Below are 24,825 nucleotides of genomic sequence, written 5' to 3' on the forward strand. Positions count from 1 at the left end.
TGATGAATACAAAAAAAATAAAAAGTTTCTCTATTGTCATGCTTATAGCGGTGACATTTCTTTCCGCATGCTCACAAAAAGATATAGGCAAGGATCTCCAAATGCATAAATTAAAATTTAGCAAACGTTTGGAAGTGTTTTTTCTAAAAACAAAGATTGTATGCTTTGGACGTTATGCTATAGAAGTTCCGAAAGAAACAGAATTAATATATGGAAACATTTCTTCCCCATCGAAAATTGAAGTTATAAAAGGTGGGATCGCAGCAAAAAATGAAAAGATGGCAGAAGACATAAATGAAATAAAAGAAAATAGTCAATCTTCAGAAATTATATTTAATGAAAATGGCCCTATCGAAAATAGTTGGCAACTTCGCTACTTTAATAATAAATTTTCCAAAGAAGACGGCAATGCTTTCTTCAGTACTTACATCAACAAAGGAGATATTACATTTGTTCTTAGCGGCTTCACTTCAAAAGGTGAAACGATTACCAGTACGGCTGCCACACAGTTAATACGAGCGAATAGTCTGCGCCTACGCAACCAAGATGAAATTCCTGCAGCATCGGGCCATTGCTTAGACGGCGGATTCATGATCGACAGTAATTATAATACTCAAGAAATGGCAGATGTCGGCTTATATTTTCCCAGTTTTCCAGATGTGACGTTCTCTGTTACTTCAAATAAAGACGCCTATGGCGATTATTCACCTGCTGAATATGATACAAAGGTACGCGGCGAATTATCGTTGCTTGCTCGTATCCAGCAGGCAAAACAACAACAAGGAAAAAATTACCCCGCTCGCACACTGCTACGCGAGGGCAAGCGCGACGTTCAGCACTGGCATGGCGAGGAATCGTTGATACGACGGACCGATGGCGTGCATGATTTTGAGTGGGCACTGGTGGGCACGCCGCGTGACATCGCTTATCCTTCGGTGCTGGAGGCATCCATGTTCACCAAAGTCGCCCACAACATGGTCGGCGCCGCCGAGGCCGCGTCGCTGACTGACGAAGAGGCCATCGCCTTGTGGGACAAACTGCTGTCCGGCCTGAAGTTCCGCGTAAAAGTGCCGGGCGCGCCGACGGGGTCGTATTACATTGATCCGGACAATCCAGAACGGGAGTGAACTGGACAAATACACTCTTGCTGGCGCGATGCCAGCCATTGCGCTAGCATGGGCCTTTGCCTGGAAAGCGTCCATGACCATCGCCCTGCGCCCCGCCCTGCCCGCCGACATAGCCGCCCTGTGGGCCCTGCGCACCGTGGCCGTGCGCGTCAGTTGCGCCGCGCACTATGCGCCCGAGCAAATTGCCGTGTGGACGGCTTCGCCCGTGCCGGACGCGTATGCAGCCATGCTGGCCGAAGGTGGCGGCATCGTCGCGATGCAGGACGAGGTCATCGCCGGCTATGCCATGCTGGACGTAAATAAACATGAAGTCGATGCCGTCTTCGTCGATCCCGCCCGCGCGGGGCTGGGTATCGGCAAGCGGTTGCTGGCGGCGCTGGAGCAGCTGGCGCGCCAGCGCGGCATCGGCCGCCTGCACCTGTCCGCCTCGCTGAACGCCGTGCCGTTTTACGCTGCTGCCGGTTTTATCGCCTTGCGCGAGGAAGCGTATGCGCACCCGAGCGGCATCAGCCTGGCCAGCGTGGCGATGGAAAAGGCGCTGGCGGCGGCCTGAACCGTCAGTCTTCGCTCGCCGCCGAAGCTGCTTCGGACTCGGCCAGACAGCGCCGCAGCTTCGCGATCAGGGCGCGCACTTCGTCGTCGCCCAGGTCCAGCGGGTCGCCGTGCGCGCCGACGGCGATCAGGCAGACGGCCGAGCCGTCATACCAGGCATCCAGGCGTTCATTGCGCTCACTCATATTGTTCTGCCTCCTGCTGCAAGTCCGCCAGCAAATCGCAAGGCGCCGCGATGCTGGCGCTGCCTTGCGGCACGGGAAAGAGAAAAGCCAGCTGATCATTTTCCTGCATGCCGGGCAACCATTTGTTCAGAAAATCAGCGAACGCGATGGCGCGCGGCTGGTAAGCGGCCCAGTCGCCGCTGGCACACGCCTGCGCAAACGCGGCTTCGGGCCAGAACGGTATCGCCACCTTGCCGTGTGCGTGCGCCGTGGCCCAGCCATCGTGATACAAACCCCAGACTTCTTGCGTATCGGCCGCCTTGCGCACGAAATAGCCGTAGCGCTGCTGCGCCGGCAACTGTGCCACCTGTTTGACTTTTTCAGGATGCATGGTCGTCCCAGACCCTTAACGCCGGCCCGCACCAGCCCGTCACCATGTCGAGGGCGTCCAGTATCGCGTCTTCCAGCGGCCCCTCCTGCGTGGCGGGGCGCAGTTCCTGCAGCAGGCCGGCCACTTGCGCGGCCGTCACGCCACTGGCCTTGTAGCGCAGCAGGATGGCGCGCAGCGTGAGCAAGCCTGCCCTGGCGTCCAGCGCGGCGTACAAGTCCCTGTCGATGTCGGCGATGATGGTTTGCGGCATGTCAATCCGCCTGCCAGGCGATGCTGGCGGGACGCGCACCGCCCGTCGCGACAAACTCGGCCAGCGCCCGATGGCATAGCGCCACGTCCACGCACCAGGCTTCCGGATACTCGTCCACCTGGCCATTCGCCAGCAGATAGCTGCACGCGCCGTCGGCATCTTCGTCGCCCAGCGAATGAAAGCTCAGGTCGTCCTGCCCCGACAGGTACATCAGCCAGGCGTTGCCGCCATTGCGCAGCATGCACAGGGCCGGACCCTGCTCCGCGTCCGCCGCCAGGGTCAGCCACAGTTCGCACTGGGCCAGGGCGCGCGCTTCCGCCAGCGCCTGTTCCAGCGCCAGGACGGTGTCGACGGCGCGCGCATCGCCGTGCAGATTCAGTTCCATCGTCATGCGTTTCCTCCACTCAGGTCCGTCGTCGCCAGCGCCGTGCTCAGATACAGTTTTCCGCTCAGGTCTTGCAGCAGGCTGCTCTGGCGCAGGCGGTCCATCACGGGGCCTTTCACTTCGGCCAGGTTCAGGCTGATGCCGCGCTTGCTCAGCGCGCTGTTGAGCTCGATCAAGCCCAGCAAGGCCGTGCTGTCGATCTGGTTGACGGCTGACAAGACCAGCACTAGGTGGCGTGCCGTCGGATGGTCGCGCAACTCGTCCTCCACGCGCTCCGTGACGGCTTCGACATTGCCGAAGAACAAGCCCGCGTCTATGCGCAGCAGCAAGACGTCGGGCAGGGTTTGCGCCTCGTAGCGCTCGACGTTACGGAAATGCTCGCTATTCGGAATGCGGCCCAGCACGGCGATATGGGGGCGGCTGGCACGCCAGATCAGGGTGCCCATCGACAGCAGCACGCCGATCACGACGCCCGCTTCCACGCCCAGCACCAGCACGCCGGCCGTCGTCGCCAGCAGGGCCAGCGCATCGCTGCGGTCATAGCGCCACGACAACTTCAAGGTATCCCAGTCCAGCAGGCTGGACACGGCAAAGATGATGGTGGCCGCCAGCACGGGCAACGGCAGCAGGGCCAGCCAGCCTGTGGGCGCCACCAGCGCCAGCGCCAGCAGGCCGGCCGTGATGATGCTGGCCAGCGGCGTGTTGGCGCCCGCCTGGAAATTGACGGCCGAGCGCGAAATGGACCCCGTAACGGGAAAGCCGCCCGACAGCGCGCTGGCCACGTTGGCCGCGCCCAGGCCCAGCAGTTCCCGGTTCGTGTGCAGCTTTTCGCCGCGCTTTTGCGCCAGCGTCTGCGCGGCGGACATGCTCATCAAAAAGACGATGAAGGCGATCAAGAGCGCCGGCGACAGCAAGGTGCGCCAATGGGCGCCCGAGGTGGCCAGGTTCAGGCCCGGCAAGCCGCTCGGTACGTGGCCCGTCGTCTGCACGCCCATGCGGTCCAGGCCGCAATACGTGACCAGCACGATGCCGCTGATGACCAGCAGCATCGGCGCCAGGCGCGCGCCCACGTCGGCGGCGACTCTATTCAGGCCGCAGCGTTGCAGCAGGCGCGACAGATAACGTTTGGCCAGCCACAGGAACACCAGGCTGGCCAGCCCCAGCACGAGGCTGGGCGCATGCCAGTGCGGCAGGCTCGCGCCGAGCAAGGGCGTGATCTGGCCCCAGATGATCAGGATGGCGGCGCCATTGCTGAAACCGCTGATCACGGGACGCGATAAGAAGCTGGCCATGAAGCCCAGGCGCAGCACGCCGCACAGCAGCAGGACGAGGCCGCTGATGAAGGCCAGCTGGGCGGCCAGCACGATGTACAGGGAGGAACCGGGGTCGGCCAGCGGCGCCAGGGCGGCGGCCGTCATCAGCGAGACGATGGCCATGGGGCCGACCGATTGCGTCATGCTGCTGCCGAAAAACGCGTACAGCACGGGCGGCAAGATGCTGGCGTAGATGCCCACCACGGGCGGCAAGCCGGCCACCAGCGCGTAAGCCATGCCTTGCGGCACCATCATCATGGCCACCACGATACCGGCGGTGATGTCTCCGGCCAACAGAGGACGCCGGTATTGCCTGAGCCAGAGCAGCATGAATGATCCCGAAATCTGAAAACCGAAGCCTATCATGCGGCGCGGCCGGCTGACAGGGGCGCGTGATCAGTCCGGCAGCAATTGCGCCTTCACGGCCGCGAGGATTTCCGCCGACAGGCCGTCGTCATCGACGGAACGGGCCAGCACCATGGCACCCACCATGGCGGCAAACGTGGCGATCGCCTGCTGGCGCCGCTGCGTGGGATCGCCTTCCGGCAACAAGCCTTCCAGCAGCGCGAACTGCCGCTGCGTCGCCCTGGTAAACGCGGGACGCGCGCCGGGAGACATGCGCGCCACGTCCACGCCCATGGCCGCCGCCGGGCAGCCCGTGCCGGGCTGGTCGCGGTGCTTCGTCGTCAAATAGTTGTCGATGATGGCCGGCAGCGCCTGTTTGGGGTCATGCTCGACCTTGGCTTGCCACCCTTGCAAGGATTTATCCAGCGCATGCTGGCATGCCTCGACCATCAGATCTTCTTTGGAGGCAAAATGGCCATAGAAGCCGCCATGCGTGAGGCCCGCATTCTTCATCAGGTCGGCCACGCCGATGCCATCGTAGCCCTTTTCGCGAAACAACCTGGCCGCAGTTTCAACGATGCGCTCGCGGTTCAGCGCCGCCTGTTCCCTGCTCACTTTCATGCTGCCTCCCACAATAAGGTCAACCATCATATAATTTTACGCCTGTTTGCGCCACTCTGTTAACAAGCGCACCGTATGGCGCCCCTGCCGCGCCGATACTGGACCTTCGTTTTGAGGGAGGCCAGCATGAACGAGAACAAGGACCAGTCCGCGGGCAACTTGCAGCGCACGATACAGCACGAGCAGGACCAGCGCGACGCCGCCAGGCCGCCCAGGGCGGCCAACGTGGACAATAAGCAGCCCGTGCAGACGAGCAGCCGCAGCCAGCCCGGCGCGCCCCTGCCCGCCCAGCACCTGGCCAAGCCCGGCACCGAAGCGGCCATGCAGCTCAAGCCCCGTTTCCTGGCGCCCGATTATTGCGGCAGCGGCAAGCTGGCCGGCATGGTGGCCATCATCACGGGCGGCGACTCGGGCATCGGCCGCGCCGTGGCCGTGCTGTACGCGCGCGAGGGGGCCGACGTGGCCATCATCTACCTGAACGAGCACGCAGATGCCAACGAAACGAAACGCTATGTGGAAGCGGAAGGCCAGAGCTGCCTGCTGCTCCCCGGCGACGTGCGCGACCACGGTTTTTGCCAGCAAGCCGTCAGTCAGGTGATGGAAAAGTTCAACCATATCGACGTGCTGGTGAACAACGCCGCCTTCCAGGAACACGCGGAATCCCTGCTCGACCTGAGCGAGGAGCGCTTCGACCTGACCATGAAGACCAATGTCTACGGCTACTTCCACATGGCCAAGGCCGTGCTGCCCCACTTGCAGCGGGGCGCGGCCATCATCAACACGGGTTCCGTGACGGGCTTGCAAGGCTCGAAACACTTGCTCGACTATTCCACCACCAAGGGCGCCATCCATGCGTTTACCATGGCGCTGGCCGGCAACCTGCTGGAAAAAGGCATCCGCGTCAACGCCATCGCGCCCGGCCCCGTGTGGACGCCGCTCAATCCGGCCGACAAATCGCCGGAAGAGATCCAGACATTCGGCGCGGACACGGACATGCGCCGCCCGGCCCAGCCCGAGGAACTGTCGCCCGCCTACGTCTTCCTGGCCTCGCCCGCCTGTTCCAGCTACATCACGGGCATCGTCCTGCCCGTCACCGGCAGCGTGGGGGAATAGGCGATGGCGCGCGCACTGTGGAAAGGCGCCATCAGCTTTGGCCTCGTGCATATCCCCGTCGAGCTGATTTCAGCCAGTCTCGACCATGAACTGGATCTGTCCATGCTGGACCGGCGCGACTTCGCGCCCATCGGCTACAAGCGCTACAACAAGCAGACGGGCAAGGAAGTCGAATGGGACGACATCATCAAGGGGTATGAATACAAGACGGATGAATACGTGGTGCTGTCCGATGAAGACTTGAAGCAGGCCAACGTGAAAGCCACGCAAACCATCGACATCCTCACCTTTGTCGATGCGGCCGAAGTGCCGCTGACGTTTTATGAACACCCGTACTATCTGCTGCCCGCGAAAGGGGGCGAGAAAGTCTACGCGCTGCTGCGCGAAACCTTGCGCAAAGCCAACAAAGTGGGCATCGCCAGCGTGGTCATGCGCACCAAGCAGCACCTGTGCGCGCTCGTGTGCGTCAAGGACGCCATCGTGCTCAACACCCTGCGCTATGCCGACGAGCTGCGTCCCACGGACGACCTGGACTTGCCCGGCAGCACCCTGAAAGCGGCCGGCATCAGCGACAAGGAACTCAAGATGGCGCTATCCCTCGTCGATGGCATGAGCGAAGCCTGGGACCCGGAGCAATACCACGACAGCTACCGCGAAGACGTGCTGGCGCTGGTCAAAAAGAAAATCAAGGCGAAGCAGACCAAGACCATCACGCCGCCCGCGCCCGAACCGGAAGAAGACCGCGGCAGCAATGTGATCGACCTGGTGGCCCTGCTGCAGCAAAGCCTGGGCAGGAAAGCCCCCGCCGCAGCGCGCAAAAGCGCTGCCGGCATTAGCGGGAAGCGGGCGTCGCACACCGTGGCCAAGCCCGCCGCGCGCAAGCCGGCCGCGTCCCGCCGCAAGGCCGCCTGACCGGCATCAAGCCTGCCCCTCCTCCGTGATCAGCGCATGGTGGGCGCCCACGGCCGCCATCACGCCATCGGCCATGGCAAACGTGATATTGGCCATGGCGCGCGCCGCGTCGCCGGCCGCATGCACGCCCGGCACGGACGTCATCTTCATGGCGTCCACTTGCACGAGGGGCCCCATCATGCCCTCTTCCAGCACGCAACCCAGCTGCTGCGCCAGGGGACTGGCTTGCTGCACGGGTGCGGCGAGGAACAGCGCGCGCAAGGGCACCAGCCGGCCATCGGCCAGGCGCAGGCCGTCGATGGCCGGCGCCGCCCCCTCGATGGCCGTGACGGCCACGCTCTCTATCGCCACCTTGCGCCGCGCCAGCAATTGCAGCGCTTCCCCATCGAGCGGCGGCATGCCGGCCGTAAACAAGGTCACGTCGCCCCAGTCCGCGATCAGGCTGGCCTGGTGGACGGACGCGGGCAGCCGGCCCAGCACGCCGATGGGGCCGCCGCCGATTTCATAGCCATGGCAATACGGGCAATGCAAGACCGTCCGGCCCCAGCGTTCGGCCACGCCCGGCAGTTCAGGCAGCACGTCGCGCACGCCCGTGGCCAGGATCAGGCGCCGGCCTGCGACGCGCTTGCCATCGTCCAGCGTGACGGCGAAGGCGATCTTGCCGGAAGCAAGAGCCTCTGCCTGCCGCACCGTGCCCGATAACTGCGTCACGTTCGGGTAGGCGGCCAGCTGCGCGCGCGCTTCGGCCAGGATGACGCCGCCGGGCTTGCCGTCCTGCGCCAGCACGCCGTGCGCGTGGGCGGCAAAACGGTTGCGCGGCGCGTCCGCGTCGATGACAAGGATGGGACGGCGCGTGCGCGCCAGTTGCAGCGCGGCCGACAGGCCGGCAAAGCTGCCGCCGATGATGATGACGTCAAACATGGTCGATTCCTCAGGATGGGGTGGGGGGATGGGCCAGCAAGCCTGCCGGCGGCGGCCCGCCGGCGATGAACGGCGCGCCATTGCCTATGTCGAGCAGCAGAGCTTGCAGGCTGATCTCGCCCAGGCGCGCCACCAGCAGGGCTTCCGCTTCGAGGTAGGCGTCGGCCAGCACGCGCGTGACGGCTTGCTCGACCAGGCATTGCGCATGGGGTGCGCCGATGTCGACCTTCACGCTGAGCGTTTCCTGCAGGGCCGCGTACACGTCGCGCAGGCTAATGGCCGACAGGGGCCGCGCCAGCGACCAGCCGCCGCCATGGCCGCGCAGCGAGTGCACGAGGCCGGCCTGGCGCAGGCTGGCCATGCTGCGCCGCACCACCACGGGATGCGTGTGCAGGCATTGCGCCAGGGTTTCGGACGTCATGGGTTCCACCTGCCCGGCCATGTGCAGCAGGCCATGCAGGACGGTGGAGAGGCGGCTCGGTGTTTTCATGTAACAAGTATAGTTACGAATAAAATTAAACGCAAGTAAACTGCATTTATTGCCATCCGCAGCCGGGTCAAGCGTCGACGCCGAGTTTTTTCATGGCAGCGTCGATGCCTTTCGCGCTGCGCGCATAGCCGGCCCACGGCGCATTGCCGACGTCCAGACGGCCGTGCACGTTACCGACGTTCCACGCGTCGCCCGCTGTTAATGCATCGAGTTCCTCCCAGGCCAGCGGCACGGAAATGCCCAGGCCCGAGCGCGTGCGGGCCGACCACGCGCACACGGTGGTGGCGCCGCGCCCATTGCGCAGGTAATCGATGAAAATCTTGCCGACGCGGTTAGCCGGACCGCTTTTCACGACGAAGCGCTGTGGTATCAGCTGCGCCATGTGTTCGACGATCGCTTGTGAAAACCGTTTCACCGTGTCCCAATCGTGTTTCGGCCGGATCGGCACGACCACGTGCAAGCCCTTGCCGCCGCTGGTCTTCAGGAACGCGGGCAAGCCCAGCTCCGTCAGGAAGGCGCGCAGCAGCACGGCCGCTTCCCGGATGGCGGGCCAGGCCACGCCCTTGCCCGGGTCGAGGTCGAACACCAGGCGGTTCGGCGTGTCGTAGGCGCTGGCCAGCGCGTTTTGCGTGTGGAATTCCACCACATTCCATTGCGCCGCCGACAATAGGCCTTGCATGGTCGCCACTTCCAGCATGGGCGCATGTGCCGGGTCCAGACGCGCATCGAGCTGTTTGACGCCGGGCATGCTGGACGCATCCGCATGCTTCTGGAAAAACAGCTCGCCGCCGACGCCGGCCGGCGCGCGCACCAGCGACACGGGCCGCCCGCGCAAATGCACGAGCATCAGCTTGCTGACCAGCGCGTAATAGCGCACCAGGTCGATCTTGGTGGCGCCGCTGTCCCTGTCGATCACGCGCCCGGCATGGCTGACCTTGAAGCTGGCCGGCAGCAAGCCGTCCGGTTCGATATCCTGTTTCTCCTGTTTCTCCTGCATCGCCGTCTCCTTTTTGATCCGCTGCGCCCGCTCGCGCACGATGTCGGCCGGCTTCTTGTCCAGGCGCAAACCGTGAAACACGGCATGGCGAACGGCGCCAGCGCTGGTCCATTGCGCAAAACCGACCTCGGCCACCAGTTGCGGCCGTACCCACAGCGGCTGGCGCACGCCGCCCGCCCTGCCCGCGAACGGGCTGGCATCGACGGCCAGCGCGTCGAGCCGGCGCCGCACCTCGCGCAAAGTGGCATCGTCAAAGCCGCTGCCCACATTGCCCGCGTAGCGCAACTGGCCGTGGGCGTCGTACACGCCCAGCAACAGCGAGCCGATGCCTTCGCGCGCACCCTGCGGCGCCGTATAGCCGCCGATGACGAATTCCTGGCGCAGTCCGCACTTGAGCTTGATCCAGTCGCCGGAACGGCGCGCCGCGTACGGCGAGCCGCGCCGCTTGCCGATCACGCCCTCGAGCCCCAGCTTGCAGGCATGGGCCAGCAACTCCCGCGGCCCGGCGTCGAGCGCCGCGCTGAAGCGCACCAGGGGCGAGGCCGGCAATTGCCCGAGCAACTGCTCCAGCAGCGCGCGGCGCGCCTCGACGGGCTGGCCGCGCAAGTCGTGGCCGTCGAAGTACGGCACGTCGAACAGGTAATACACGATAGCGCTGGTGGCTGCCGCGTCAAAAGCGCGCTGCAGGGCACCGAAATCGGATTGGCCATCCACTCCGTTGACGACGATTTCGCCGTCATACCAGCCCGGCGGCAAGCCCAGCTTTTCCAGCGCCTGCCGCAATGCCGGCAATTTGGCCGTCCAGTCATTGCCGTTGCGCGTGATCAAATCAACATGTTTTCCATCGCAGCGGGCCAGCATGCGGTAGCCGTCGAATTTCAGCTCGAAGATCCAGTCCTGCGCATCGGGCGGCGGCGCATCGGCCAGGGTGGCGAGCTGCGGCGCCAAGGTGGCGGGCAGCGGCGCCGCGGGCGGAGCGGCGGCCTTCCGTGGCCTGGGCATGGCCTTGTTCCTGACGCTGTCGGGAAACTCGTCGACGACGGAAAATTCGACAGCCGGCCGCGCGTATGCATCTCTTTCCTTGATCAGCAGCCAGGCCGGCTGCTTTTCGCTGCGCTGGTCGCCCTTGCCCTTCATGCGCACGAGCACCCAGTTGCCATGCATCTTGTGCCCGTGCAGGGTGAATTTCAGCTCGCCGGCCGCCAGCGCCTTGCGCGCGTCCGGCGTGGCCGCTTGCGGTTGCCATGTGCCCTTGTCCCATATGATGACCTTGCCAGCGCCATACTGTTTTTCGGGAATCGTGCCTTCAAAGCGCGCGTACGAAACGGGATGGTCTTCCACCTGCACCGCCATGCGCTTGTCGTGCGTGTCGTAGCTGGGGCCTTTCGGCACGGCCCAGCTTTTCATGGTGCCGTCCAGTTCCAGCCGGAAATCGTAATGCAAGCGGCTGGCCCAGTGCTTCTGGATCACGAAAGCGAGCGCCGCGCCCGCTTCCTCATCGCCGCCGGCCGGTTCCGGCGTGACGGCGAAGTTGCGCTTGGAGCGGTAGGCCTTCAAGGCGGCTTTCATGGCGAACCCATGCAATGATGATGGTCCCGAGTCTAGGCCGCAGAGGGCGGCGGCGCGGTGCGCCAGCTAACAGAGTGCCCGGGGCGGCAAATGTAAGTGTTTGTAATTACCTGAAATAGCTGTCAACGCTATTGCCCTGCGGCGCGTTTTTGCCTCAGTGACAGGGGATTGATCTCCTGAACTACAACCCCACTTCTCGAGGAACTGCACCATGAAAAAAGTAATCGCTACTCTGATCGCCGGCTTGTTCGCTACCGCAGCCTTTGCTCAAACGCCAGCCGTGCCTGCCAAGGCCGAAGCCAAGCACACCAAGGAAGTGGCTAAAGCAGAAGCCAAGGAAACCAAAGCCGTCGTCAAGGCCGACGCCAAGGAAGCCGCTGTTGCCGCCGACGCCAAGGCCGATGTAGCCAGCGCCAAGGCTGACGCCGGCGCCGCCAAGGCCAAGGCCCATCACAAAGCCAAAAAAGCGAAAGCGAAAGCCGCCGAAGAAAAAGCTGAAGCGACCGCAGCAGCCAAGTAATCCGCGCACGTTCCGCGCCACGCAAAAAGACAGCTTCGGCTGTCTTTTTGCATTTTCATGCCCACATTTTGCATCAACGGTGCTTAATTCACGCGATTGTAAGAAAGTGTAAACGAGGTCAACTGTATGCTTCCTGGCCGCGTTTTATGCTCAGTGACACGGGAATCATCCCGGCACACCAGACAAACCACCACCGAGGACTGCACCATGAAAAAAGTAATTGCTACCCTGATCGCCGGCCTGTTCGCTACCGCAGCCTTCGCCCAAACGCCTGCCGCTCCGGCAGCCTCGGTTCCCGCGAAAGTGGAAGCGGCCCACACCAAGGCCGTCGTGAAAGCCGACGCCAAGGAAGCGCAAGCCGTCGTCAAAGCCGATGCGAAAGAAGCCAAGGCTGTCGTCGCCGCAAAGACGGAAGTCGCCAGCGCGAAAACGGAAGCGACCGCCGCCAAGGCCAAGGCGCACCACAAAGCCAAGAAAACCAAGGCCAAGGCTGACGAAAAACTGGCCTCGGCCACCGCTGAAGCCGCGCCAGCGAAGTAATCCCCTCTCACTTTATTACCCCGACAAAACACCAAGGACCTCATCATGCAAAAAATTATCGCCACCCTGATCGCCAGCCTGTTCGCCACCGCCGCCTTCGCCCAAACCCCTGCCGCTCCGGCAGCCCCGGTTCCAGCGAAAGTGGAAGCGGCCCACACGAAAGCCGTCGCCAAGGCCGATGCCAAGGAGACCAAGGCCGTCGTGAAAGCCGAAGCGAAGGAAGCGGCCGTCGTCGCCGATGCGAAAGCCGATGTCGCCAGCGCCAAGGCCGACGCCAAGGTCAGCAAGGCCAAGGCCCACCACAAGGCCAATAAAGCCAAGCTGGCGGCAGGCGAAGCGAAAGCGGCGGAAGCGATTGCTCCTGCGGCGCCAGCGAAGTAATCGAGGCAGTTGTCACGGGAGCGCCTCCGCCGGGTCGGCGCTTGCGTGACTTCGACCGCGGCAATAACAAGGACAGCTTCGGCTGTCCTTTTGCATGGCGCGGCGGCCATGTGCCGCCTTTTCCGCATGGCCTTCATGCGAACTTCATCCAGCAGGCCAGATAGCGCGCGACAAAGCGCCGCGCATGCGAGACACTGACACTCCCGCCATCATACGGAGTTCCTCGCATGCGCCGCCTGTCCCTGTCACTTCTGAGCACCCTACTCCTGTCCTGCGCCGCCGTGGCGCAAGACGCGCCCCAGCCCACCCTGAACCAGGTACTGCAAGCCCAGGACCGCGACAGCCATGGCGACCTGCGCGCCGTGGTGGTGCTGCGCGACGGCGCCATCGTGGCCGAGCGCTATTACAACGGCGAAACGGCCGAGACCCTGCACGACATCCGTTCGGCCGGCAAGAGCATCACCGCCTTGCTGGTGGGTGCGGCCGTGGCGCGCGGCCAGCTGACAACAAGCAAAACAGTGGGCCACTACTGGCCCGAGGTGGCCGACAGCCCCGCGGGCAAGGTCGTCCTCGACGATTTGCTGACCATGCGTTCCGGCCTGGCCGCCTTCGACGAAGACGCAGCCTCGCCAGGCAATGAAGACAAGCTCGATGAAGCGCCGGATCCCGCCGCCTTCGTGCGCGGCGTGCCCGCAGCCGCCGCACCGGGCGGCATATACCGCTACAACTCGCTGGGCTCGTATATCGCCGGGCGCGTGGTGGAAAACGCCGGCGGCGCCGACCTGGAAGACTATGCCACCAAGGCCTTGTTCGCGCCGCTGGGCATCACGCGCTGGAGCTGGGGCCGCGACGTGGCAAACCATCCTAAAGGCCAGGGCAATTTGTCGCTGCGCGCGCGCGACACGGCACGAATCGGACAGATGGTGCTGGACGACGGCATGTTCGACGGCCGGCGCGTGATCGACGCCAGCTGGCTCAAGGCCGCGCTGGCGCCGCGCGTGGCCATCGGCGCGGTGGACCGCTACGCCGACAGCTACGGCTATTTCTGGTATGCGAAGACGCAGGACATCGCCGGCCAGAAGATTCCCGTGTTCTTCGCCTCCGGCAATGGCGGCAACAAGATCTATGTGATCCCCACGCGCCGCATGGTGGTGAGCGTGGCTTCCAGCGCGTACGGCAAGGGCTATGGACAGCGCCGTTCGGAAGACATCCTGAAAGCCATCCTGACGGCCGATGGCAGGCAGATGTAAGCGTTTGTAATGGTCGTCAACGCAAGCATTCGGGCACGCGTTTTATGCTCAGTGACACGGGAATCATCCCGGCACCAACAGACGTACCAGACAAACCACCACTGAGGACTGCACCATGAAAAACGTAATCGCTACCCTGATCGCCGGCCTGTTCGCAACCGCTGCCTTTGCCCAGACGCCAGCAGCGCCTGCCGCTGCGGCAGCCTCGGTACCCGCCAAAGTGGAAGCGGCCCACACCAAGGCCGTCGTGAAGGCCGATGCCAAGGAAGCGCAAGCCGTCGTTAAAGCCGATGCGAAAGAAGCCAAGGCTGTCGTCGCCGCAAAAACGGAAGTAGCCAGCGCGAAAACGGAAGCGACCGCCGCCAAGGCCAAGGCGCACCACAAGGCCAAGAAAACCAAGGCCAAGGCTGACGAAAAACTGGCATCGGCCACCGCCGAAGCCGCGCCAGCGAAGTAATTCCCTTTCACTGCATCACCCCGACAAACAACCAAGGATCTCGCCATGAAAAAAGTTATCGCCACCCTGATCGCCAGCCTGTTCGCCACCGCCGCTTTCGCCCAGACGCCAGCCGCCCAGCCAGCACCAGTTGCACCGGCCGCTCCCGCAGCCGCCGCAGCGCCGGCAGCCAAGGCCGAAGCGCCAGCCGCCGTCAAGCCGGCCGCGCACAAGAAAGCCAAGCACCACAAGGCAAAGAAAGCGGCGCCTGCAGACAAGGCCGCGCCGGCAGCCCCTGCGGAAGCTGCGGCGGCTCCAGCGCCAGCCAAGTAATCGGCAGCATGCAGACAAAAAAGACAGGGTTTTCCCTGTCTTTTTTTTCGTCCGCTTCTTCGTCCACTTCTTCGTCCACTTATTTCGGCATCAGCACCGTGTCGATGACATTGATCACGCCATTCGATTGATACACGTCATAGGTGCTGATGTTGGCGCTGTTGCCGCCTTCATCCATCACGACGATATTGTGCATGCCGTTCATGGCGAACATCAGCTTGCCGCCGCTGGCCGTGGGCAGGGTCGCCTTGCCGTCATGCATCTTGATTTCCCTGGCCAGCGCCTTGAAGTCGTATTTGCCAGGTACCACGTGATAGGTGAGGATTTTCGTCAGGGTCGCCTTGTTCTCGGGCTTGACCAGGGTGTCGACCGTGCCTGCCGGCAGCTTGCCGAACGCCGCATTCGTCGGCGCGAACACGGTAAACGGTCCCTTGCCTTTCAGGGTATCGACCAGGCCGGCGGCCTTGACGGCGGCCACCAGGGTCGTGTGGTCGGCCGAATTGACGGCGTTGTCGACGATATCCTTGCTCGGATACATGCTCTGGCCGCCCACCATGGTCGTCATGTCGGCGGCAAAAGGGGCGCTGGCGGCCAGCATGGAAGCGACAAACAGTGCTGCGGGAACGAAGGTGCGCATGATGATATCTCCTGGATGACTGCGTTTGCATGATTGCAGGACTACTTACGCGGCCTTGCCGCAAACGGATTCAACTTGCGGAGCACAAAAAAACGGCGCCGTGCAAGCGCACGACGCCGTTCCCGATCTGCCTCCCTTGCCGCGGGCCGGATTCCCCAGCCCGCGGTGCCGGGAATCTAGTTGGCCGCCACTTGCGGCTCCGTCTCGCCCCAGCCGCCGCCGAGGGCGCGGATCAGCGCCACCGTGGTAACGGCGCGGTTGCCGCGCAGCTGCACGGCATTGCGCTCGATGGCGGCCAGGTTGCGCTGCGCGTCGAGCAGGTCCAGGTAGCTGGAACGGCCCGCGTCGTACAGCTTTTGCGCCAGGTCGGCCGAGCGGCGCGCCGAGACGACGGCTTCGTCGATCTGCTGCGTCTGGCCAGACAGGATGCGCAGGCCGGCCAGGTTGTCTTCCACCTCGGCGAACGCCACCAGCACGCTCTGGCGATACGTCGCCACCGACTCTTCCAGCTGCGCCTCGCTGCGCGTCACGGCAGCCTTGTTGCGACCGCCGTCGATGATCGGCATCGACATCAGGGCGCCCAGCAGCCAGGAGCGGCTGCTCCACTTGAAGATGTCCGAGAAGGTATCGGACGCGCCGCCGCCGGAGGCATTCAGGGTCAGCGCGGGGAACATCGCCGATTTCGCCACGCCGATGCGCGCATTCGACGCTTCCATGGTGCGCTGCGCCGACGCGATGTCGGGGCGGCGCTCCAGCAGCGAGGACGGCATGCCGGCCGGGATCACGGGCAGGAAGCCGCTATCCTGCAGCGGGTTGACGGTCGCCGTGAAGCTGGCGGCCGGTTTGCCCAGCAGGACGGCCAGCGCATGCTCGCTGGTGGCGCGCTGGCGCTGCAGGCCGATGGCCTCGGCGCGCGTCGTCGACAGCTCCGTGCGGGCACGCGACAAATCGAATTCGCCAATGTCGCCCAGGTCATAGCGGCGCTGGTTCACATGCACGCTTTCCTCGCGCAGGCGCACCGTCTGCTCCAGGGTCGCCAGTTCCGCATCCGTGGCGCGCAGCTGGAAGTAGGTTTGCGCCACGTCGGCCTGCAGGGACAGCAGCACGGAGCGGTAAGTCGCTTCCACGGCCAGCGCATCGCTGCGCGAGGCGCTGACATTCGATGCCACGCGGCCGAACAGGTCGACTTCGTAGCTGGCCGTCAGGTTGGCCTGGTAGACGTTGCCGGCGGCGACGGGCGCGCCGTTCGGCAAGCCCAGCGACACGGCGGAGGCGCGGTTGCGCTGGCCGCCCACGTTGACGCCCACTTGCGGGATGCGGTCCGCTTCGGCGATGCCGGCAATGGCCCTCGCCTGCTTGACGCGGGCGGCGGCCACGGCCAGGTTGGCGTTCGCCTGCGTGGCCTCATTGATCAGGCTAGTCAGGGCCGGATCATTGAAGGCCAGCCACCACTCGCCGCGCGCCTGGCGTTCGGCCGGCACGCCTTGCTTCCAGCGCGTGCCGTCGGCCGCCGTCTGCACGGCGGGCAGGCTTTGCGCTTCCTTGAACGCGGCCGGCGTCTCGATCTGCGGCTGCTTGAACTCGGGCGCCGCGCAGGCGGCCAGCAGCACGGCGGCGGCCATGGCCGTCAAGGCCGTGCGCAGGACGGTTACCCGTGTAGTTGCGTTGGTTTTCAATATATATCTCCTTCCAGGTCCAGCACTGGCGCGGCGGAAGGCTTGGCGGCAGCGGCGGCTGGTTTTTTCTCAAAACGCTGCGCCAGGGTGCGCAGCAATACATAGAACACGGGCGTCAGGAACAGGCCGAAGAAGGTCACGCCCAGCATGCCGGCGAACACCGCCACGCCCATGGCATGGCGCATTTCCGAACCGGCGCCGTGCGAGAACACGAGTGGCACCACGCCCATGATGAAGGCGATCGACGTCATCAGGATCGGACGCAGGCGCAGACGGCACGCTTCCAGCGCCGCCTGCACGACGCTGCGGCCATGGTCTTCCAGTTCGCGCGCAAATTCCACGATCAGGATCGCATTCTTCGACGCCAGCCCCACCAGCACGAACAGCGCGATCTGGGTGAACACATTGTTGTCGCCACCGGTCAGTTTGACGCCCAGCAAGGCGCACAGGATGGACATCGGCACGATCAGGATCACGGCCAGCGGCAGGGTCCAGCTTTCGTACTGGGCGGCGAGCACGAGGAACACCAGCAGCACGCACAGCGGGAACACATAGATCATCGTATTGCCGGACAAGATGTCCTGGTAGGTCAGTTCCGTCCACTCGTACGAAATCCCCTGCGGCAGCACCTCCTTGGCGATGCGTTCCAGCGCGGCTTGCGCCTGGCCGCTCGACACGCCAGGCGCGGCGCCGCCGTTGAAGTCGGCTGCGGCATAGGCGTTGTAGCGCTGTACGCGGTCAGGACCATAGCTATCCTTGACACGCATCAGCGACGACAGCGGGATCATTTCGCCCTTGTCATTGCGTACCTTCAGCTGCGCGATATCCTGGGCATGCGAACGGAACGCGGCATCGGCCTGCACGCGCACCTGGTAGGTGCGGCCAAACTGGTTGAAGTCGTTCACGTACAGCGAGCCGAGATTGATCTGCAAGGTCTGGTAAATCGTTTGCAGCTGCACGCCCATCTGCTTGGCTTTCACGCGGTCGACGTCGGCAAACAGCTGCGGCACGTTGATCTGGTAGCCCGAGAACACGCCCGCCAGTTCCGGCGTCTGGTACGCTTTCGCGGCCAGCGCCTGGGTGGCGTTGTACAGCGCGTCGTAACCGAGGTTGCCGCGGTCTTCGATCATCATCTTGAAGCCGCCGATGGTGCCGAGGCCGTTGACGGGCGGCGGCGGGAAGACCATGATGAAGGCGTCCTGGATGCCGCCCAGGCGCTTGTTGATCTCGGCCGCGATGGCGCCGCCGGACAGCTCCTTGCTGGTGCGTTCGTCGAACGGTTTCAGGGTGGCGAAGACGATGCCGGCGTTCGGCGCATTGGTGAAATCGTTGATTGACAGGCCCGGGAAGGCGATGGTCGACTCGACGCCAGGCACCGACTTGATGACGTCGGACATGCGGCGCACGACATCTTCCGTGCGGTCCAGCGAGGCGGCGTCAGGCAATTGCGCAAAGCCCACCAGGTATTGCTTGTCCTGCGCCGGCACGAAGCCGGCCGGCACGGCCTTGAAGGTGAAGATGGCGGCCACCACCAGCAGCGCGTACACGCCCAGCGAGGCGCTCTTGCGGCCCAATACGCCCTTCACGCCCGCTTCATAGCGGTGCGAAGCGCGGCCGAAGAAGCGGTTGAACCAGGCGAAGAAGCGGCCGAAGACCTTGTCCATGCCGCGCGTCAGCGCGTCTTTCGGTGCATCGTGCGGACGCAGCAGCGCTGCCGACAGGGCCGGTGCCAGGGTCAGCGAGCTGAAAGCGGAGATCACGGTCGAAATGGCGATGGTCAGCGCGAACTGGCGATAGAACTCGCCCGACAGGCCGGGCACGAAGGCGATCGGCACGAACACGGCGCACAGCACCAGGGCGATGGCGACGATAGGACCGCTGACCTCTTTCATGGCCTGGATGGTGGCGTCGCGCGGCGACAAGCCTTCCTCGATGTTGCGCTCGACGTTTTCCACCACGACGATGGCGTCATCGACGACGATACCGATGGCCAGCACGAGGCCGAACAGCGACAGGGTATTGATCGAGAAGCCAAAGCCCAGCATCACGGCAAAGGTGCCGACGATGGAGACGGGCACGGCCAGCAGCGGGATGATCGATGCGCGCCAGGTTTGCAGGAAGATGATCACCACCAGCACCACCAGGGCGATGGCCTCCAGCAGGGTATGGATCACGGCTTCGATGGACGAGCGCACGAACTGCGTCGGGTCGTACTCGATGCGGTATTCCACGCCTTGCGGGAAGTCTTTTTTCAGTTCGTCCATCTTGGCGCGCACGTCGGACGACAGTTGCAGCGCGTTGGCGTTCGGCGCTTCGAAAATACCCATGCCGACGGCCGGATTATTGTTCAGCAGCGAACGCAGCGAGTAGCTGTTGGCGCCCATTTCCACGCGCGCCACGTCCTTCAGGTGCGTCACGGCGCCGTCGGCATTGGTGCGCACGATGATGGCGCCAAATTCCTCGGGCGTCTGCAGCCGGCCCTGGGTATTGACGGTCAGCTGGAAGTCCGAGTTCTTCGCCGGCGAAGCGCCGATGACACCTGCAGCCACCTGCACGTTCTGCTCGCGGATGGCGTCGACGACGTCATTGGCCGTCATGCCGCGCGCCGCCACTTTTTGCGGGTCGAGCCAGATGCGCATGGCGTAGTCGCCGGCGCCGAAGATCTGGATGTCGCCCATGCCGGGCAGGCGGGCCAGCTGGTCCTTGACGTTCAGCACGGCGTAGTTACGCAGATACATGTCGTCATAGCGCTTGTTCGGCGAGACCAGATGCACCACCATGGTCAGGTTGGGCGACGACTTGACGGTCGTCACGCCGATCTGGCGCACTTCCTCGGGCAGGCGCGGCAAGGCGCGCTGCACGCGGTTCTGCACCTGCGTCTCGGCCTGCTCGACGTTGGTGCCGATCTTGAAAGTCACGGTCAGCATCATGGCGCCGTCGGACGTGTTTTGCGAGGACATGTAGAGCATGTTCTCGACGCCGTTGATCTGCTCCTCGAGCGGCGCGGCCACGGTTTCGGCGATCACTTTCGGGTTGGCGCCCGGGTACTGCGCGCGCACCACCACGGACGGCGGCACGACGTCGGGATACTCGGAGATGGGCAGGCCGAAAATTGACAGCAGCCCGGCCACGAATATGACTATCGACAGCACCGCCGCGAAAATCGGCTTGTCGATGAAAAAGCGGGAAAAGTTCATGTTTATTCCTTGGAAGTCGATGCTGCTTTCGCGGCGATCTTGGCGTCTTTTGCTTCAGGTTTTGCGGGGGCGACAGGCGCGGTCGGGTCGAAATCCATGGCCACCATCTGCGGCGTCACCGGTGCGCCGGGGCGCACGCGCTGCAAGCCGTTGACGACGATCTTTTCGCCCGCCTTCAAGCCCTCGCGCACCACGCGCAAGCCGTCCGAATTCGGGCCCAGCTTGACGGCGCGGTACTCGGCCTTGTTGTCGGCGCCCACCACGTAGACGTATTTGCGGCTCTGGTCCGTGCCGACGGCGCGGTCGGAGATCAACAGCGCCGTGCTTTGCGCCTGCGGGCCGTTGCCGCCGTCGAGCTGGATGCGCGCGAACAGGCCAGGCACCAGCTGGCGCTCGGCATTGGCGAAGGTGGCGCGCATGCGCACGCTGCCCGTCGCAGGGTCGAGCTGGTTGTCGACGAATTCCAGCTTGCCTTCATGCGGGAAGCCCGTTTCGTTGGCCAGGCCCACCTTGACGGTGACCGGCGTGCCCTTTTGCGCCGTGCCGGCCACGCGCAGATAGGTATCTTCATCGCCGTCGAAGCTGGCGTAGATGCGGTCCGTCGACACCACCGAGGTGAGGATGGCGGACGCGTCGATCAGGTTGCCGACGGTGATTTCCGCCTTGCTGACGCGGCCGCTGATCGGCGCCTGCACCTGCGTGTACGACAGGTTCAGCTTGGCCGCTTCATACGCGGCTTGCGCCGAGCGGGCATTGGCGTCCAGCTCTTTCAGGCCCGAGGCTTTTTCATCGAATTCGCGCTGGGCGATGGCTTTTTCAGCCAGCAGCTTTTCAGCGCGCGACAGTTCCAGCTTGGCCAGTTCCGCCTTGGCGCGGGCCGAGGCCGCCGTGCCTTCGGCGCGCGACACTTCCGCCTGGAAGGGACGCGGGTCGATGACGAACAGCACATCGCCCTTCTTCACTTCGCTGCCCGGCTTGAAATTGACGGCCGTGATGAAGCCGCCGACGCGCGAACGGATTTCCACGCGCTCGATCGCTTCCAGGCGGCCCGAGAATTCCTGCGTTTCCGTGATCTGTTTTTCCACCACGGCGGCGGCCGAGATGGGCGGGCCGCCGGCCGCTGGCGCGTCGGGCACCTTGCTGTTGGCGGAATCGCATCCGGCCAGGCTCACGGCCACCAGTCCGGCCAGCGCGAGCGAGGCGGCCAGGGGCTTGAGTAAAGTTCCCAAAGTGGAAAATTGTTGAGCGTTTTTCATTTTATTTCCCTGTTTTATGAAAATTTCTAATGGTATGGGCGGCAGGAAGCAACCCAGCTAAAAGGTGGAAACTGCAGTGAACGGTGTTGCCATGGCGCCCGACGGCGCTCGATCAAAGGTAAACAGGCCGCCAGCTGGTTAAAAGCAGACGGGGACGACGAAACCGGCTGTGCGAGTGCACAGCGCAGACAGGAATGGCGTTACAATGAGAATCTACACTCGGTAGTGTAACAACCAAAACTTAAAAAGTAAACTGATTAGTGTAAGTTTTTTATGGTGCCGCACATGGCGGCGTCATGATTCGGGCTCTTGCCCCAATCCGGCGACAAAGCTGGCGATCTCGCCCAATACCTGGACTTTGCAGGCACATTCATTGCGGGCGCCCGCATCCTGCAGCGGCGCGGCGGCCATGCGCCGCACGGTGGTCTTGATGCCGCAGGCGATCAGCTTGCTACCGTATTGTTCAGCCTCATCGCGCAATGGGTCATCTTCGCTGGACAGTATCAGCGCCGGCGGCAGGTTCTTCAGGCGGCTCGACTGCAATGGCGACGCGTAAGGATGGCTGCGGTCGGCGGCATTCGGCAGGTAGCCGCGGTAGGCGGCGGCGCATTGGTCGGCCACTTCCGCCAGGTCCGGGCAGGTCGGCAGGGTGCGCATCGAACAGGTCGACAGGCCCGGGTCGAGCATGGGCATGATCAGCACCTGGCCCGCCAGCGGCGGCCCGCCACGGTCGCGCGACATCATCGCGCACACGGCAGCCAGGTTGGCGCCCGCTTCGATGCCGGACACCACCATCTGCTTGCCCGTCCAGCCCAGCTTGGACTTGTTCTTTTTTGCCCACAGCAGCACGGCGTGCGCGTCTTCCACGGCGGCGGGGAAAGGCCGCACCTTGGCCAGCGTGTAGTTCGAGGCCAGCACCACGTGGTCGGGATTGCTCAGCACGAGGCAGCGCAGGAAATCGTCCGCATCGTCCAGGTCGCCATCGACGAAACCGCCGCCGTGGAAGAAGACCATCAGGTTCGGCTGCCTGGCGCCCGGCACGCCGGCCGTGTAGACCCGCGCGGCAAGCGCATCCTGCGCGCCCTGCACCTGGATGTCGCGTATCTTCAGCGACTGTTCAGGCGCCAGTTCGACCGCCGTGTCGGCAACGCTCATTGCGCCACCACCGGCTGCACCGCAGCATCGAGCACCGTGTCGTTCAGGCACAACAGGGCGACGCCGCCCACTTCATGGGTCAGGGCGCTATAACCGCTGGCTTCGCTTTGCGCCGCCATCGAGTATGCATCCGTCGATACCATCGCGGCCAGAGCGAGCGAGCTCATAGCGAGAGCGAGCACTGCAAAGATTCCATTCCGATGACCCATGATTTTTCTCCTGTGAACTTCCTGCGGCATTCACATTTATGCTGCAGTACAACAACTATAGACTTGATCTACAATCTGATAAAGAGTGCAATGACGAATTGATTGTTCAGAATTACGAACAATCTGGCGCAACATGATAAGGAATCAAGTGAACAAGCTGCAAGCAATGGAAGTTTTCATCCAGGTTGTCGATGCGGGCGGCTTTACGCGCGCGGCGGAAAACATGCAGCTGCCGAAAGCGACCGTGTCGACCCTGATCCAGTCGCTGGAAGCGAGCCTGTCGGTTAAGTTGCTGAACCGCACCACGCGCCACGTCAGCATCACGTCCGACGGCGCCGCCTACTACGAGCGCTGCGTGCGCATCCTGTCGGACGTGCGCGAAGCCGAGGAATCGCTGTCGCGCACGCGACTGAGCCCCAGCGGACGGCTGCGCGTGGACGCCCCCACGGCCCTGGCCAGCGAGCTGATCATCCCCGCCCTGCCCGACTTCTTTGCCCGCTACCCCGACATCGTGCTCGAACTCGGCTGCAGCGACCGCCCCGTCGACCTGATCGAGGAAGGCGTCGACTGCGCCGTGCGCGGCGGTGAATTGGGCGACCTGAACCTGATCGCGCGCCGCGTCGGCGTGCTGCATTTCATGACGTGCGCCTCGCCCGCCTACCTGGCGCGCCACGGCACGCCGCTGCACCCGAGCGACCTGGCGCAGCACCGTGGCGTGAATTTTTTCTCCGCCAAGACGGGCAAGACCTTCGACTGGGATTTCACGCGCGACGGCGAACGCATCCAGATCGTCATGCCCAGCCATATCGCCCTGAACGATTCGAACGCCTACACGGCCGCCGGCCTGGCGGGCCTGGGCATCGTGCAAATGACGCATTTCATGCTTGCGCCGCTGATAGAACAGGGCAAAATGGTGGAATTGCTCGGCGAATGGGAATCCGACCCGCTGCCCATCCACGTGATCTATCCGCCCAACCGCCATTTGTCCGCCAAGGTGCGCGTGTTTGTCGAATGGGTCGCCGACATGTTTACCAATCACCCGGCCACGCAGCTCAAGGGCAAGAGCAGTCCCGCCAGCGCGCGCGCCAACCTGACCGAGGCCCAGCCATGACAGCAGCAAGCACATCGCCGCACCCGCATCGCATCGTCTTTCTCGACCGCGACAGCCTGATCGCCAGCGTGCGCCCGCCCGCCTTCGCGCACAGCTGGCAGGAACATGCGCATACCAAGGGCAGCGAACAGACGGTGGCCCGCCTGCAAGGCGCCACCATCGCCATCACGAACAAGGTGCCGCTGCGCGCGGCCGAACTGGCGCAGCTGCCGGACCTGAAGATGATCGCCGTGGCCGCCACCGGCACGGACATCCTCGACCTGGCTGCCTGCCGCGAACGGGGCATCGTCGTCGCCAACATCCGCGACTATGCGCGCGCCACCGTGCCCGAACATACGCTGGCGCTGATGCTGGCCCTGCGCCGGCAATTGATCGCCTACCGCGCCGACGTGGAAGCGGGCCTGTGGCAGGCCTCGGAGCGCTTCTGCCTGTTCGGCCATCCGGTCCGCGACCTGGCCGGCAGCCGTCTGGGCTTGCTCGGCTACGGCAAGCTGGGCAAGTCCGTGGCGCAGCTGGGGCGCGCCTTCGGCATGCAGGTGCAGGTGCACAACCGTTCGCCCATCGACGAAGACGGCGTGACGGAAGTGACGTTCGACGCGCTGCTGGCCACTTCCGACGTGCTGAGCCTGCACCTGCCCTTGACGGAGGCCACGCGCAACATCATCGGCGCGCAGGAACTGGCGCGCATGCAGCCGACGTCGCTGCTGATCAACACGGCGCGGGGCGGCCTCGTCGATGAAGCGGCGCTGGCCGAGGCATTGCGCAAGGGCGTGATCGCCGGCGCCGGCTTCGACGTGTTGAGCAAGGAGCCGCCGCTGCCCGACAATCCGCTGCTCAATTTGCGCCTGCCCAACTTCATCCTCACGCCGCACACGGCCTGGGCCAGCGGCGAAGCCATGCAGACACTGGCCGACATGCTGATCGACAACATCGAAGCGTTCGAGCGTGGGGCGCCGACCAACGTGGTGGCATGA

27 protein-coding genes are annotated in these 24,825 nt (G+C 63.8%); 12 read left to right on the plus strand and 15 right to left on the minus strand.

The window, feature by feature from the left end:
* Positions 1 to 2 precede the first annotated feature (2 nt).
* Complete coding sequence (locus AC1RDJ_RS23440) at positions 3 to 1,127, plus strand: T6SS immunity protein Tli4 family protein (protein ID WP_493028856.1); 1,125 nt, start codon at positions 3 to 5, stop codon at positions 1,125 to 1,127.
* Positions 1,128 to 1,200: 73 nt separating this feature from the next.
* Positions 1,201 to 1,680 (plus strand): GNAT family N-acetyltransferase, encoded by a 480-nt coding sequence (locus AC1RDJ_RS23445; RefSeq protein ID WP_493028857.1) that lies wholly within the window; start codon positions 1,201 to 1,203, stop codon positions 1,678 to 1,680.
* Between the two features lie 4 nt (positions 1,681 to 1,684).
* Here AC1RDJ_RS23445 and AC1RDJ_RS23450 read toward each other — a convergent pair whose 3' ends face one another.
* The 6 genes from AC1RDJ_RS23450 to AC1RDJ_RS23475 all read right to left on the minus strand — a co-directional run bounded on the left by AC1RDJ_RS23450 (position 1,685) and on the right by AC1RDJ_RS23475 (position 5,148).
* The gene (locus AC1RDJ_RS23450; RefSeq protein WP_493028858.1) at positions 1,685 to 1,864 is read right to left on the minus strand and encodes a hypothetical protein; all 180 of its coding nucleotides are present in this window, start codon (positions 1,862 to 1,864) and stop codon (positions 1,685 to 1,687) included.
* Positions 1,857 to 2,234, minus strand: a complete 378-nt coding sequence (locus tag AC1RDJ_RS23455) for a DUF2750 domain-containing protein (protein WP_493028859.1) — start codon at positions 2,232 to 2,234, stop codon at positions 1,857 to 1,859. Before AC1RDJ_RS23455 ends, AC1RDJ_RS23450 begins: the two co-directional genes overlap by 8 nt.
* Entirely contained in the window at positions 2,224 to 2,484 is a 261-nt protein-coding gene (locus AC1RDJ_RS23460) for a hypothetical protein (protein WP_289886017.1), read from the minus strand. The genes AC1RDJ_RS23455 and AC1RDJ_RS23460 overlap by 11 nt, the downstream gene beginning before the upstream one ends.
* Position 2,485: 1 nt before the next feature.
* Positions 2,486 to 2,875: an Imm1 family immunity protein gene (locus tag AC1RDJ_RS23465; protein ID WP_493028860.1), complete on the minus strand. Its 390-nt coding sequence runs from the start codon at positions 2,873 to 2,875 to the stop codon at positions 2,486 to 2,488.
* A complete protein-coding gene (locus tag AC1RDJ_RS23470; RefSeq protein WP_493028861.1) occupies positions 2,872 to 4,512 on the minus strand; it encodes a SulP family inorganic anion transporter in 1,641 nt (546 codons plus the stop codon). Before AC1RDJ_RS23470 ends, AC1RDJ_RS23465 begins: the two co-directional genes overlap by 4 nt.
* A 66-nt stretch (positions 4,513 to 4,578) precedes the next feature.
* Positions 4,579 to 5,148: a TetR/AcrR family transcriptional regulator gene (locus AC1RDJ_RS23475; protein ID WP_071323050.1), complete on the minus strand. Its 570-nt coding sequence runs from the start codon at positions 5,146 to 5,148 to the stop codon at positions 4,579 to 4,581.
* A gap of 126 nt (positions 5,149 to 5,274) precedes the next feature.
* Between AC1RDJ_RS23475 and AC1RDJ_RS23480 the strand changes: the two genes are divergently transcribed.
* Positions 5,275 to 6,261 carry an SDR family oxidoreductase gene (locus tag AC1RDJ_RS23480; RefSeq protein WP_071323049.1) on the plus strand — a complete coding sequence of 329 codons (987 nt, stop codon included), beginning with the start codon at positions 5,275 to 5,277 and terminating at the stop codon, positions 6,259 to 6,261.
* Between the two features lie 3 nt (positions 6,262 to 6,264).
* Positions 6,265 to 7,173 (plus strand): non-homologous end joining protein Ku, encoded by a 909-nt coding sequence (ku, locus tag AC1RDJ_RS23485; RefSeq protein WP_493028862.1) that lies wholly within the window; start codon positions 6,265 to 6,267, stop codon positions 7,171 to 7,173.
* 6 nt (positions 7,174 to 7,179) lie between these two features.
* Here ku and AC1RDJ_RS23490 read toward each other — a convergent pair whose 3' ends face one another.
* From AC1RDJ_RS23490 to ligD, 3 genes are all read right to left on the minus strand, one after another.
* Positions 7,180 to 8,094 carry an NAD(P)/FAD-dependent oxidoreductase gene (locus AC1RDJ_RS23490; RefSeq protein WP_493028863.1) on the minus strand — a complete coding sequence of 305 codons (915 nt, stop codon included), beginning with the start codon at positions 8,092 to 8,094 and terminating at the stop codon, positions 7,180 to 7,182.
* 10 nt (positions 8,095 to 8,104) lie between these two features.
* Positions 8,105 to 8,584: an Rrf2 family transcriptional regulator gene (locus tag AC1RDJ_RS23495; RefSeq protein WP_289886011.1), complete on the minus strand. Its 480-nt coding sequence runs from the start codon at positions 8,582 to 8,584 to the stop codon at positions 8,105 to 8,107.
* Between the two features lie 67 nt (positions 8,585 to 8,651).
* Entirely contained in the window at positions 8,652 to 11,150 is a 2,499-nt protein-coding gene (ligD, locus tag AC1RDJ_RS23500) for a DNA ligase D (RefSeq protein WP_493028864.1), read from the minus strand.
* A gap of 211 nt (positions 11,151 to 11,361) precedes the next feature.
* Between ligD and AC1RDJ_RS23505 the strand changes: the two genes are divergently transcribed.
* The 6 genes from AC1RDJ_RS23505 to AC1RDJ_RS23530 all read left to right on the plus strand — a co-directional run bounded on the left by AC1RDJ_RS23505 (position 11,362) and on the right by AC1RDJ_RS23530 (position 14,610).
* Positions 11,362 to 11,670: a hypothetical protein gene (locus AC1RDJ_RS23505; protein ID WP_071323044.1), complete on the plus strand. Its 309-nt coding sequence runs from the start codon at positions 11,362 to 11,364 to the stop codon at positions 11,668 to 11,670.
* A gap of 207 nt (positions 11,671 to 11,877) precedes the next feature.
* The gene (locus tag AC1RDJ_RS23510; RefSeq protein WP_493028865.1) at positions 11,878 to 12,210 is read left to right on the plus strand and encodes a hypothetical protein; all 333 of its coding nucleotides are present in this window, start codon (positions 11,878 to 11,880) and stop codon (positions 12,208 to 12,210) included.
* 45 nt (positions 12,211 to 12,255) lie between these two features.
* Complete coding sequence (locus AC1RDJ_RS23515; RefSeq protein WP_071323042.1) at positions 12,256 to 12,591, plus strand: hypothetical protein; 336 nt, start codon at positions 12,256 to 12,258, stop codon at positions 12,589 to 12,591.
* A 227-nt stretch (positions 12,592 to 12,818) separates the two neighbouring features.
* On the plus strand, positions 12,819 to 13,841 hold the full coding sequence (locus AC1RDJ_RS23520; protein ID WP_493028866.1) for a serine hydrolase domain-containing protein: 1,023 nt from the start codon (positions 12,819 to 12,821) through the stop codon (positions 13,839 to 13,841).
* A gap of 115 nt (positions 13,842 to 13,956) precedes the next feature.
* Positions 13,957 to 14,298, plus strand: coding sequence for a hypothetical protein (locus tag AC1RDJ_RS23525; protein ID WP_071323041.1), 342 nt, complete (start codon positions 13,957 to 13,959; stop codon positions 14,296 to 14,298).
* 45 nt (positions 14,299 to 14,343) lie between these two features.
* Positions 14,344 to 14,610 carry a hypothetical protein gene (locus AC1RDJ_RS23530; protein ID WP_071323040.1) on the plus strand — a complete coding sequence of 89 codons (267 nt, stop codon included), beginning with the start codon at positions 14,344 to 14,346 and terminating at the stop codon, positions 14,608 to 14,610.
* A gap of 79 nt (positions 14,611 to 14,689) precedes the next feature.
* On the opposite strand, the gene AC1RDJ_RS23535 is transcribed toward AC1RDJ_RS23530, so the two are convergent.
* The 6 genes from AC1RDJ_RS23535 to AC1RDJ_RS23560 all read right to left on the minus strand — a co-directional run bounded on the left by AC1RDJ_RS23535 (position 14,690) and on the right by AC1RDJ_RS23560 (position 22,698).
* A complete protein-coding gene (locus tag AC1RDJ_RS23535) occupies positions 14,690 to 15,247 on the minus strand; it encodes a fasciclin domain-containing protein (protein ID WP_071323039.1) in 558 nt (185 codons plus the stop codon).
* A 176-nt stretch (positions 15,248 to 15,423) separates the two neighbouring features.
* Positions 15,424 to 16,869, minus strand: a complete 1,446-nt coding sequence (locus AC1RDJ_RS23540; protein WP_289887327.1) for an efflux transporter outer membrane subunit — start codon at positions 16,867 to 16,869, stop codon at positions 15,424 to 15,426.
* 50 nt (positions 16,870 to 16,919) lie between these two features.
* Positions 16,920 to 20,120, minus strand: coding sequence for an efflux RND transporter permease subunit (locus AC1RDJ_RS23545; protein WP_071323037.1), 3,201 nt, complete (start codon positions 20,118 to 20,120; stop codon positions 16,920 to 16,922).
* Positions 20,121 to 20,122: 2 nt separating this feature from the next.
* A complete protein-coding gene (locus tag AC1RDJ_RS23550; protein ID WP_289886006.1) occupies positions 20,123 to 21,376 on the minus strand; it encodes an efflux RND transporter periplasmic adaptor subunit in 1,254 nt (417 codons plus the stop codon).
* Positions 21,377 to 21,670: 294 nt separating this feature from the next.
* Positions 21,671 to 22,531 carry an alpha/beta hydrolase gene (locus AC1RDJ_RS23555; RefSeq protein ID WP_071323035.1) on the minus strand — a complete coding sequence of 287 codons (861 nt, stop codon included), beginning with the start codon at positions 22,529 to 22,531 and terminating at the stop codon, positions 21,671 to 21,673.
* Positions 22,528 to 22,698, minus strand: coding sequence for a hypothetical protein (locus AC1RDJ_RS23560; RefSeq protein ID WP_156894740.1), 171 nt, complete (start codon positions 22,696 to 22,698; stop codon positions 22,528 to 22,530). The genes AC1RDJ_RS23555 and AC1RDJ_RS23560 overlap by 4 nt, the downstream gene beginning before the upstream one ends.
* A 190-nt stretch (positions 22,699 to 22,888) precedes the next feature.
* Between AC1RDJ_RS23560 and AC1RDJ_RS23565 the strand changes: the two genes are divergently transcribed.
* Together AC1RDJ_RS23565 and AC1RDJ_RS23570 are read left to right on the plus strand one after the other, a co-directional pair.
* A complete protein-coding gene (locus AC1RDJ_RS23565; RefSeq protein ID WP_493028867.1) occupies positions 22,889 to 23,851 on the plus strand; it encodes a LysR family transcriptional regulator in 963 nt (320 codons plus the stop codon).
* The gene (locus tag AC1RDJ_RS23570; protein ID WP_493028868.1) at positions 23,848 to 24,825 is read left to right on the plus strand and encodes a D-2-hydroxyacid dehydrogenase; all 978 of its coding nucleotides are present in this window, start codon (positions 23,848 to 23,850) and stop codon (positions 24,823 to 24,825) included. The genes AC1RDJ_RS23565 and AC1RDJ_RS23570 overlap by 4 nt, the downstream gene beginning before the upstream one ends.

It is taken from the genome of Janthinobacterium sp. GW822-FHT07H10 (assembly GCF_058798675.1).

Excerpts from the sequence above, each read along its gene's own strand:
- AC1RDJ_RS23440 (WP_493028856.1), top strand. The coding sequence starts at position 3 with ATGAATACAAAAAAAATAAAAAGTTTCTCTATTGTCATGCTTATAGCG.
- AC1RDJ_RS23445 (WP_493028857.1), top strand. The coding sequence starts at position 1,201 with ATGACCATCGCCCTGCGCCCCGCCCTGCCCGCCGACATAGCCGCCCTG.
- AC1RDJ_RS23450 (WP_493028858.1), bottom strand. The coding sequence starts at position 1,864 with ATGAGTGAGCGCAATGAACGCCTGGATGCCTGGTATGACGGCTCGGCC.
- AC1RDJ_RS23455 (WP_493028859.1), bottom strand. The coding sequence starts at position 2,234 with ATGCATCCTGAAAAAGTCAAACAGGTGGCACAGTTGCCGGCGCAGCAG.
- AC1RDJ_RS23460 (WP_289886017.1), bottom strand. The coding sequence starts at position 2,484 with ATGCCGCAAACCATCATCGCCGACATCGACAGGGACTTGTACGCCGCG.
- AC1RDJ_RS23465 (WP_493028860.1), bottom strand. The coding sequence starts at position 2,875 with ATGACGATGGAACTGAATCTGCACGGCGATGCGCGCGCCGTCGACACC.
- AC1RDJ_RS23470 (WP_493028861.1), bottom strand. The coding sequence starts at position 4,512 with ATGCTGCTCTGGCTCAGGCAATACCGGCGTCCTCTGTTGGCCGGAGAC.
- AC1RDJ_RS23475 (WP_071323050.1), bottom strand. The coding sequence starts at position 5,148 with ATGAAAGTGAGCAGGGAACAGGCGGCGCTGAACCGCGAGCGCATCGTT.
- AC1RDJ_RS23480 (WP_071323049.1), top strand. The coding sequence starts at position 5,275 with ATGAACGAGAACAAGGACCAGTCCGCGGGCAACTTGCAGCGCACGATA.
- ku (WP_493028862.1), top strand. The coding sequence starts at position 6,265 with ATGGCGCGCGCACTGTGGAAAGGCGCCATCAGCTTTGGCCTCGTGCAT.
- AC1RDJ_RS23490 (WP_493028863.1), bottom strand. The coding sequence starts at position 8,094 with ATGTTTGACGTCATCATCATCGGCGGCAGCTTTGCCGGCCTGTCGGCC.
- AC1RDJ_RS23495 (WP_289886011.1), bottom strand. The coding sequence starts at position 8,584 with ATGAAAACACCGAGCCGCCTCTCCACCGTCCTGCATGGCCTGCTGCAC.
- ligD (WP_493028864.1), bottom strand. The coding sequence starts at position 11,150 with ATGAAAGCCGCCTTGAAGGCCTACCGCTCCAAGCGCAACTTCGCCGTC.
- AC1RDJ_RS23505 (WP_071323044.1), top strand. The coding sequence starts at position 11,362 with ATGAAAAAAGTAATCGCTACTCTGATCGCCGGCTTGTTCGCTACCGCA.
- AC1RDJ_RS23510 (WP_493028865.1), top strand. The coding sequence starts at position 11,878 with ATGAAAAAAGTAATTGCTACCCTGATCGCCGGCCTGTTCGCTACCGCA.
- AC1RDJ_RS23515 (WP_071323042.1), top strand. The coding sequence starts at position 12,256 with ATGCAAAAAATTATCGCCACCCTGATCGCCAGCCTGTTCGCCACCGCC.
- AC1RDJ_RS23520 (WP_493028866.1), top strand. The coding sequence starts at position 12,819 with ATGCGCCGCCTGTCCCTGTCACTTCTGAGCACCCTACTCCTGTCCTGC.
- AC1RDJ_RS23525 (WP_071323041.1), top strand. The coding sequence starts at position 13,957 with ATGAAAAACGTAATCGCTACCCTGATCGCCGGCCTGTTCGCAACCGCT.
- AC1RDJ_RS23530 (WP_071323040.1), top strand. The coding sequence starts at position 14,344 with ATGAAAAAAGTTATCGCCACCCTGATCGCCAGCCTGTTCGCCACCGCC.
- AC1RDJ_RS23535 (WP_071323039.1), bottom strand. The coding sequence starts at position 15,247 with ATGCGCACCTTCGTTCCCGCAGCACTGTTTGTCGCTTCCATGCTGGCC.
- AC1RDJ_RS23540 (WP_289887327.1), bottom strand. The coding sequence starts at position 16,869 with ATGGCCGCCGCCGTGCTGCTGGCCGCCTGCGCGGCGCCCGAGTTCAAG.
- AC1RDJ_RS23545 (WP_071323037.1), bottom strand. The coding sequence starts at position 20,120 with ATGAACTTTTCCCGCTTTTTCATCGACAAGCCGATTTTCGCGGCGGTG.
- AC1RDJ_RS23550 (WP_289886006.1), bottom strand. The coding sequence starts at position 21,376 with ATGAAAAACGCTCAACAATTTTCCACTTTGGGAACTTTACTCAAGCCC.
- AC1RDJ_RS23555 (WP_071323035.1), bottom strand. The coding sequence starts at position 22,531 with ATGAGCGTTGCCGACACGGCGGTCGAACTGGCGCCTGAACAGTCGCTG.
- AC1RDJ_RS23560 (WP_156894740.1), bottom strand. The coding sequence starts at position 22,698 with ATGAGCTCGCTCGCTCTGGCCGCGATGGTATCGACGGATGCATACTCG.
- AC1RDJ_RS23570 (WP_493028868.1), top strand. The coding sequence starts at position 23,848 with ATGACAGCAGCAAGCACATCGCCGCACCCGCATCGCATCGTCTTTCTC.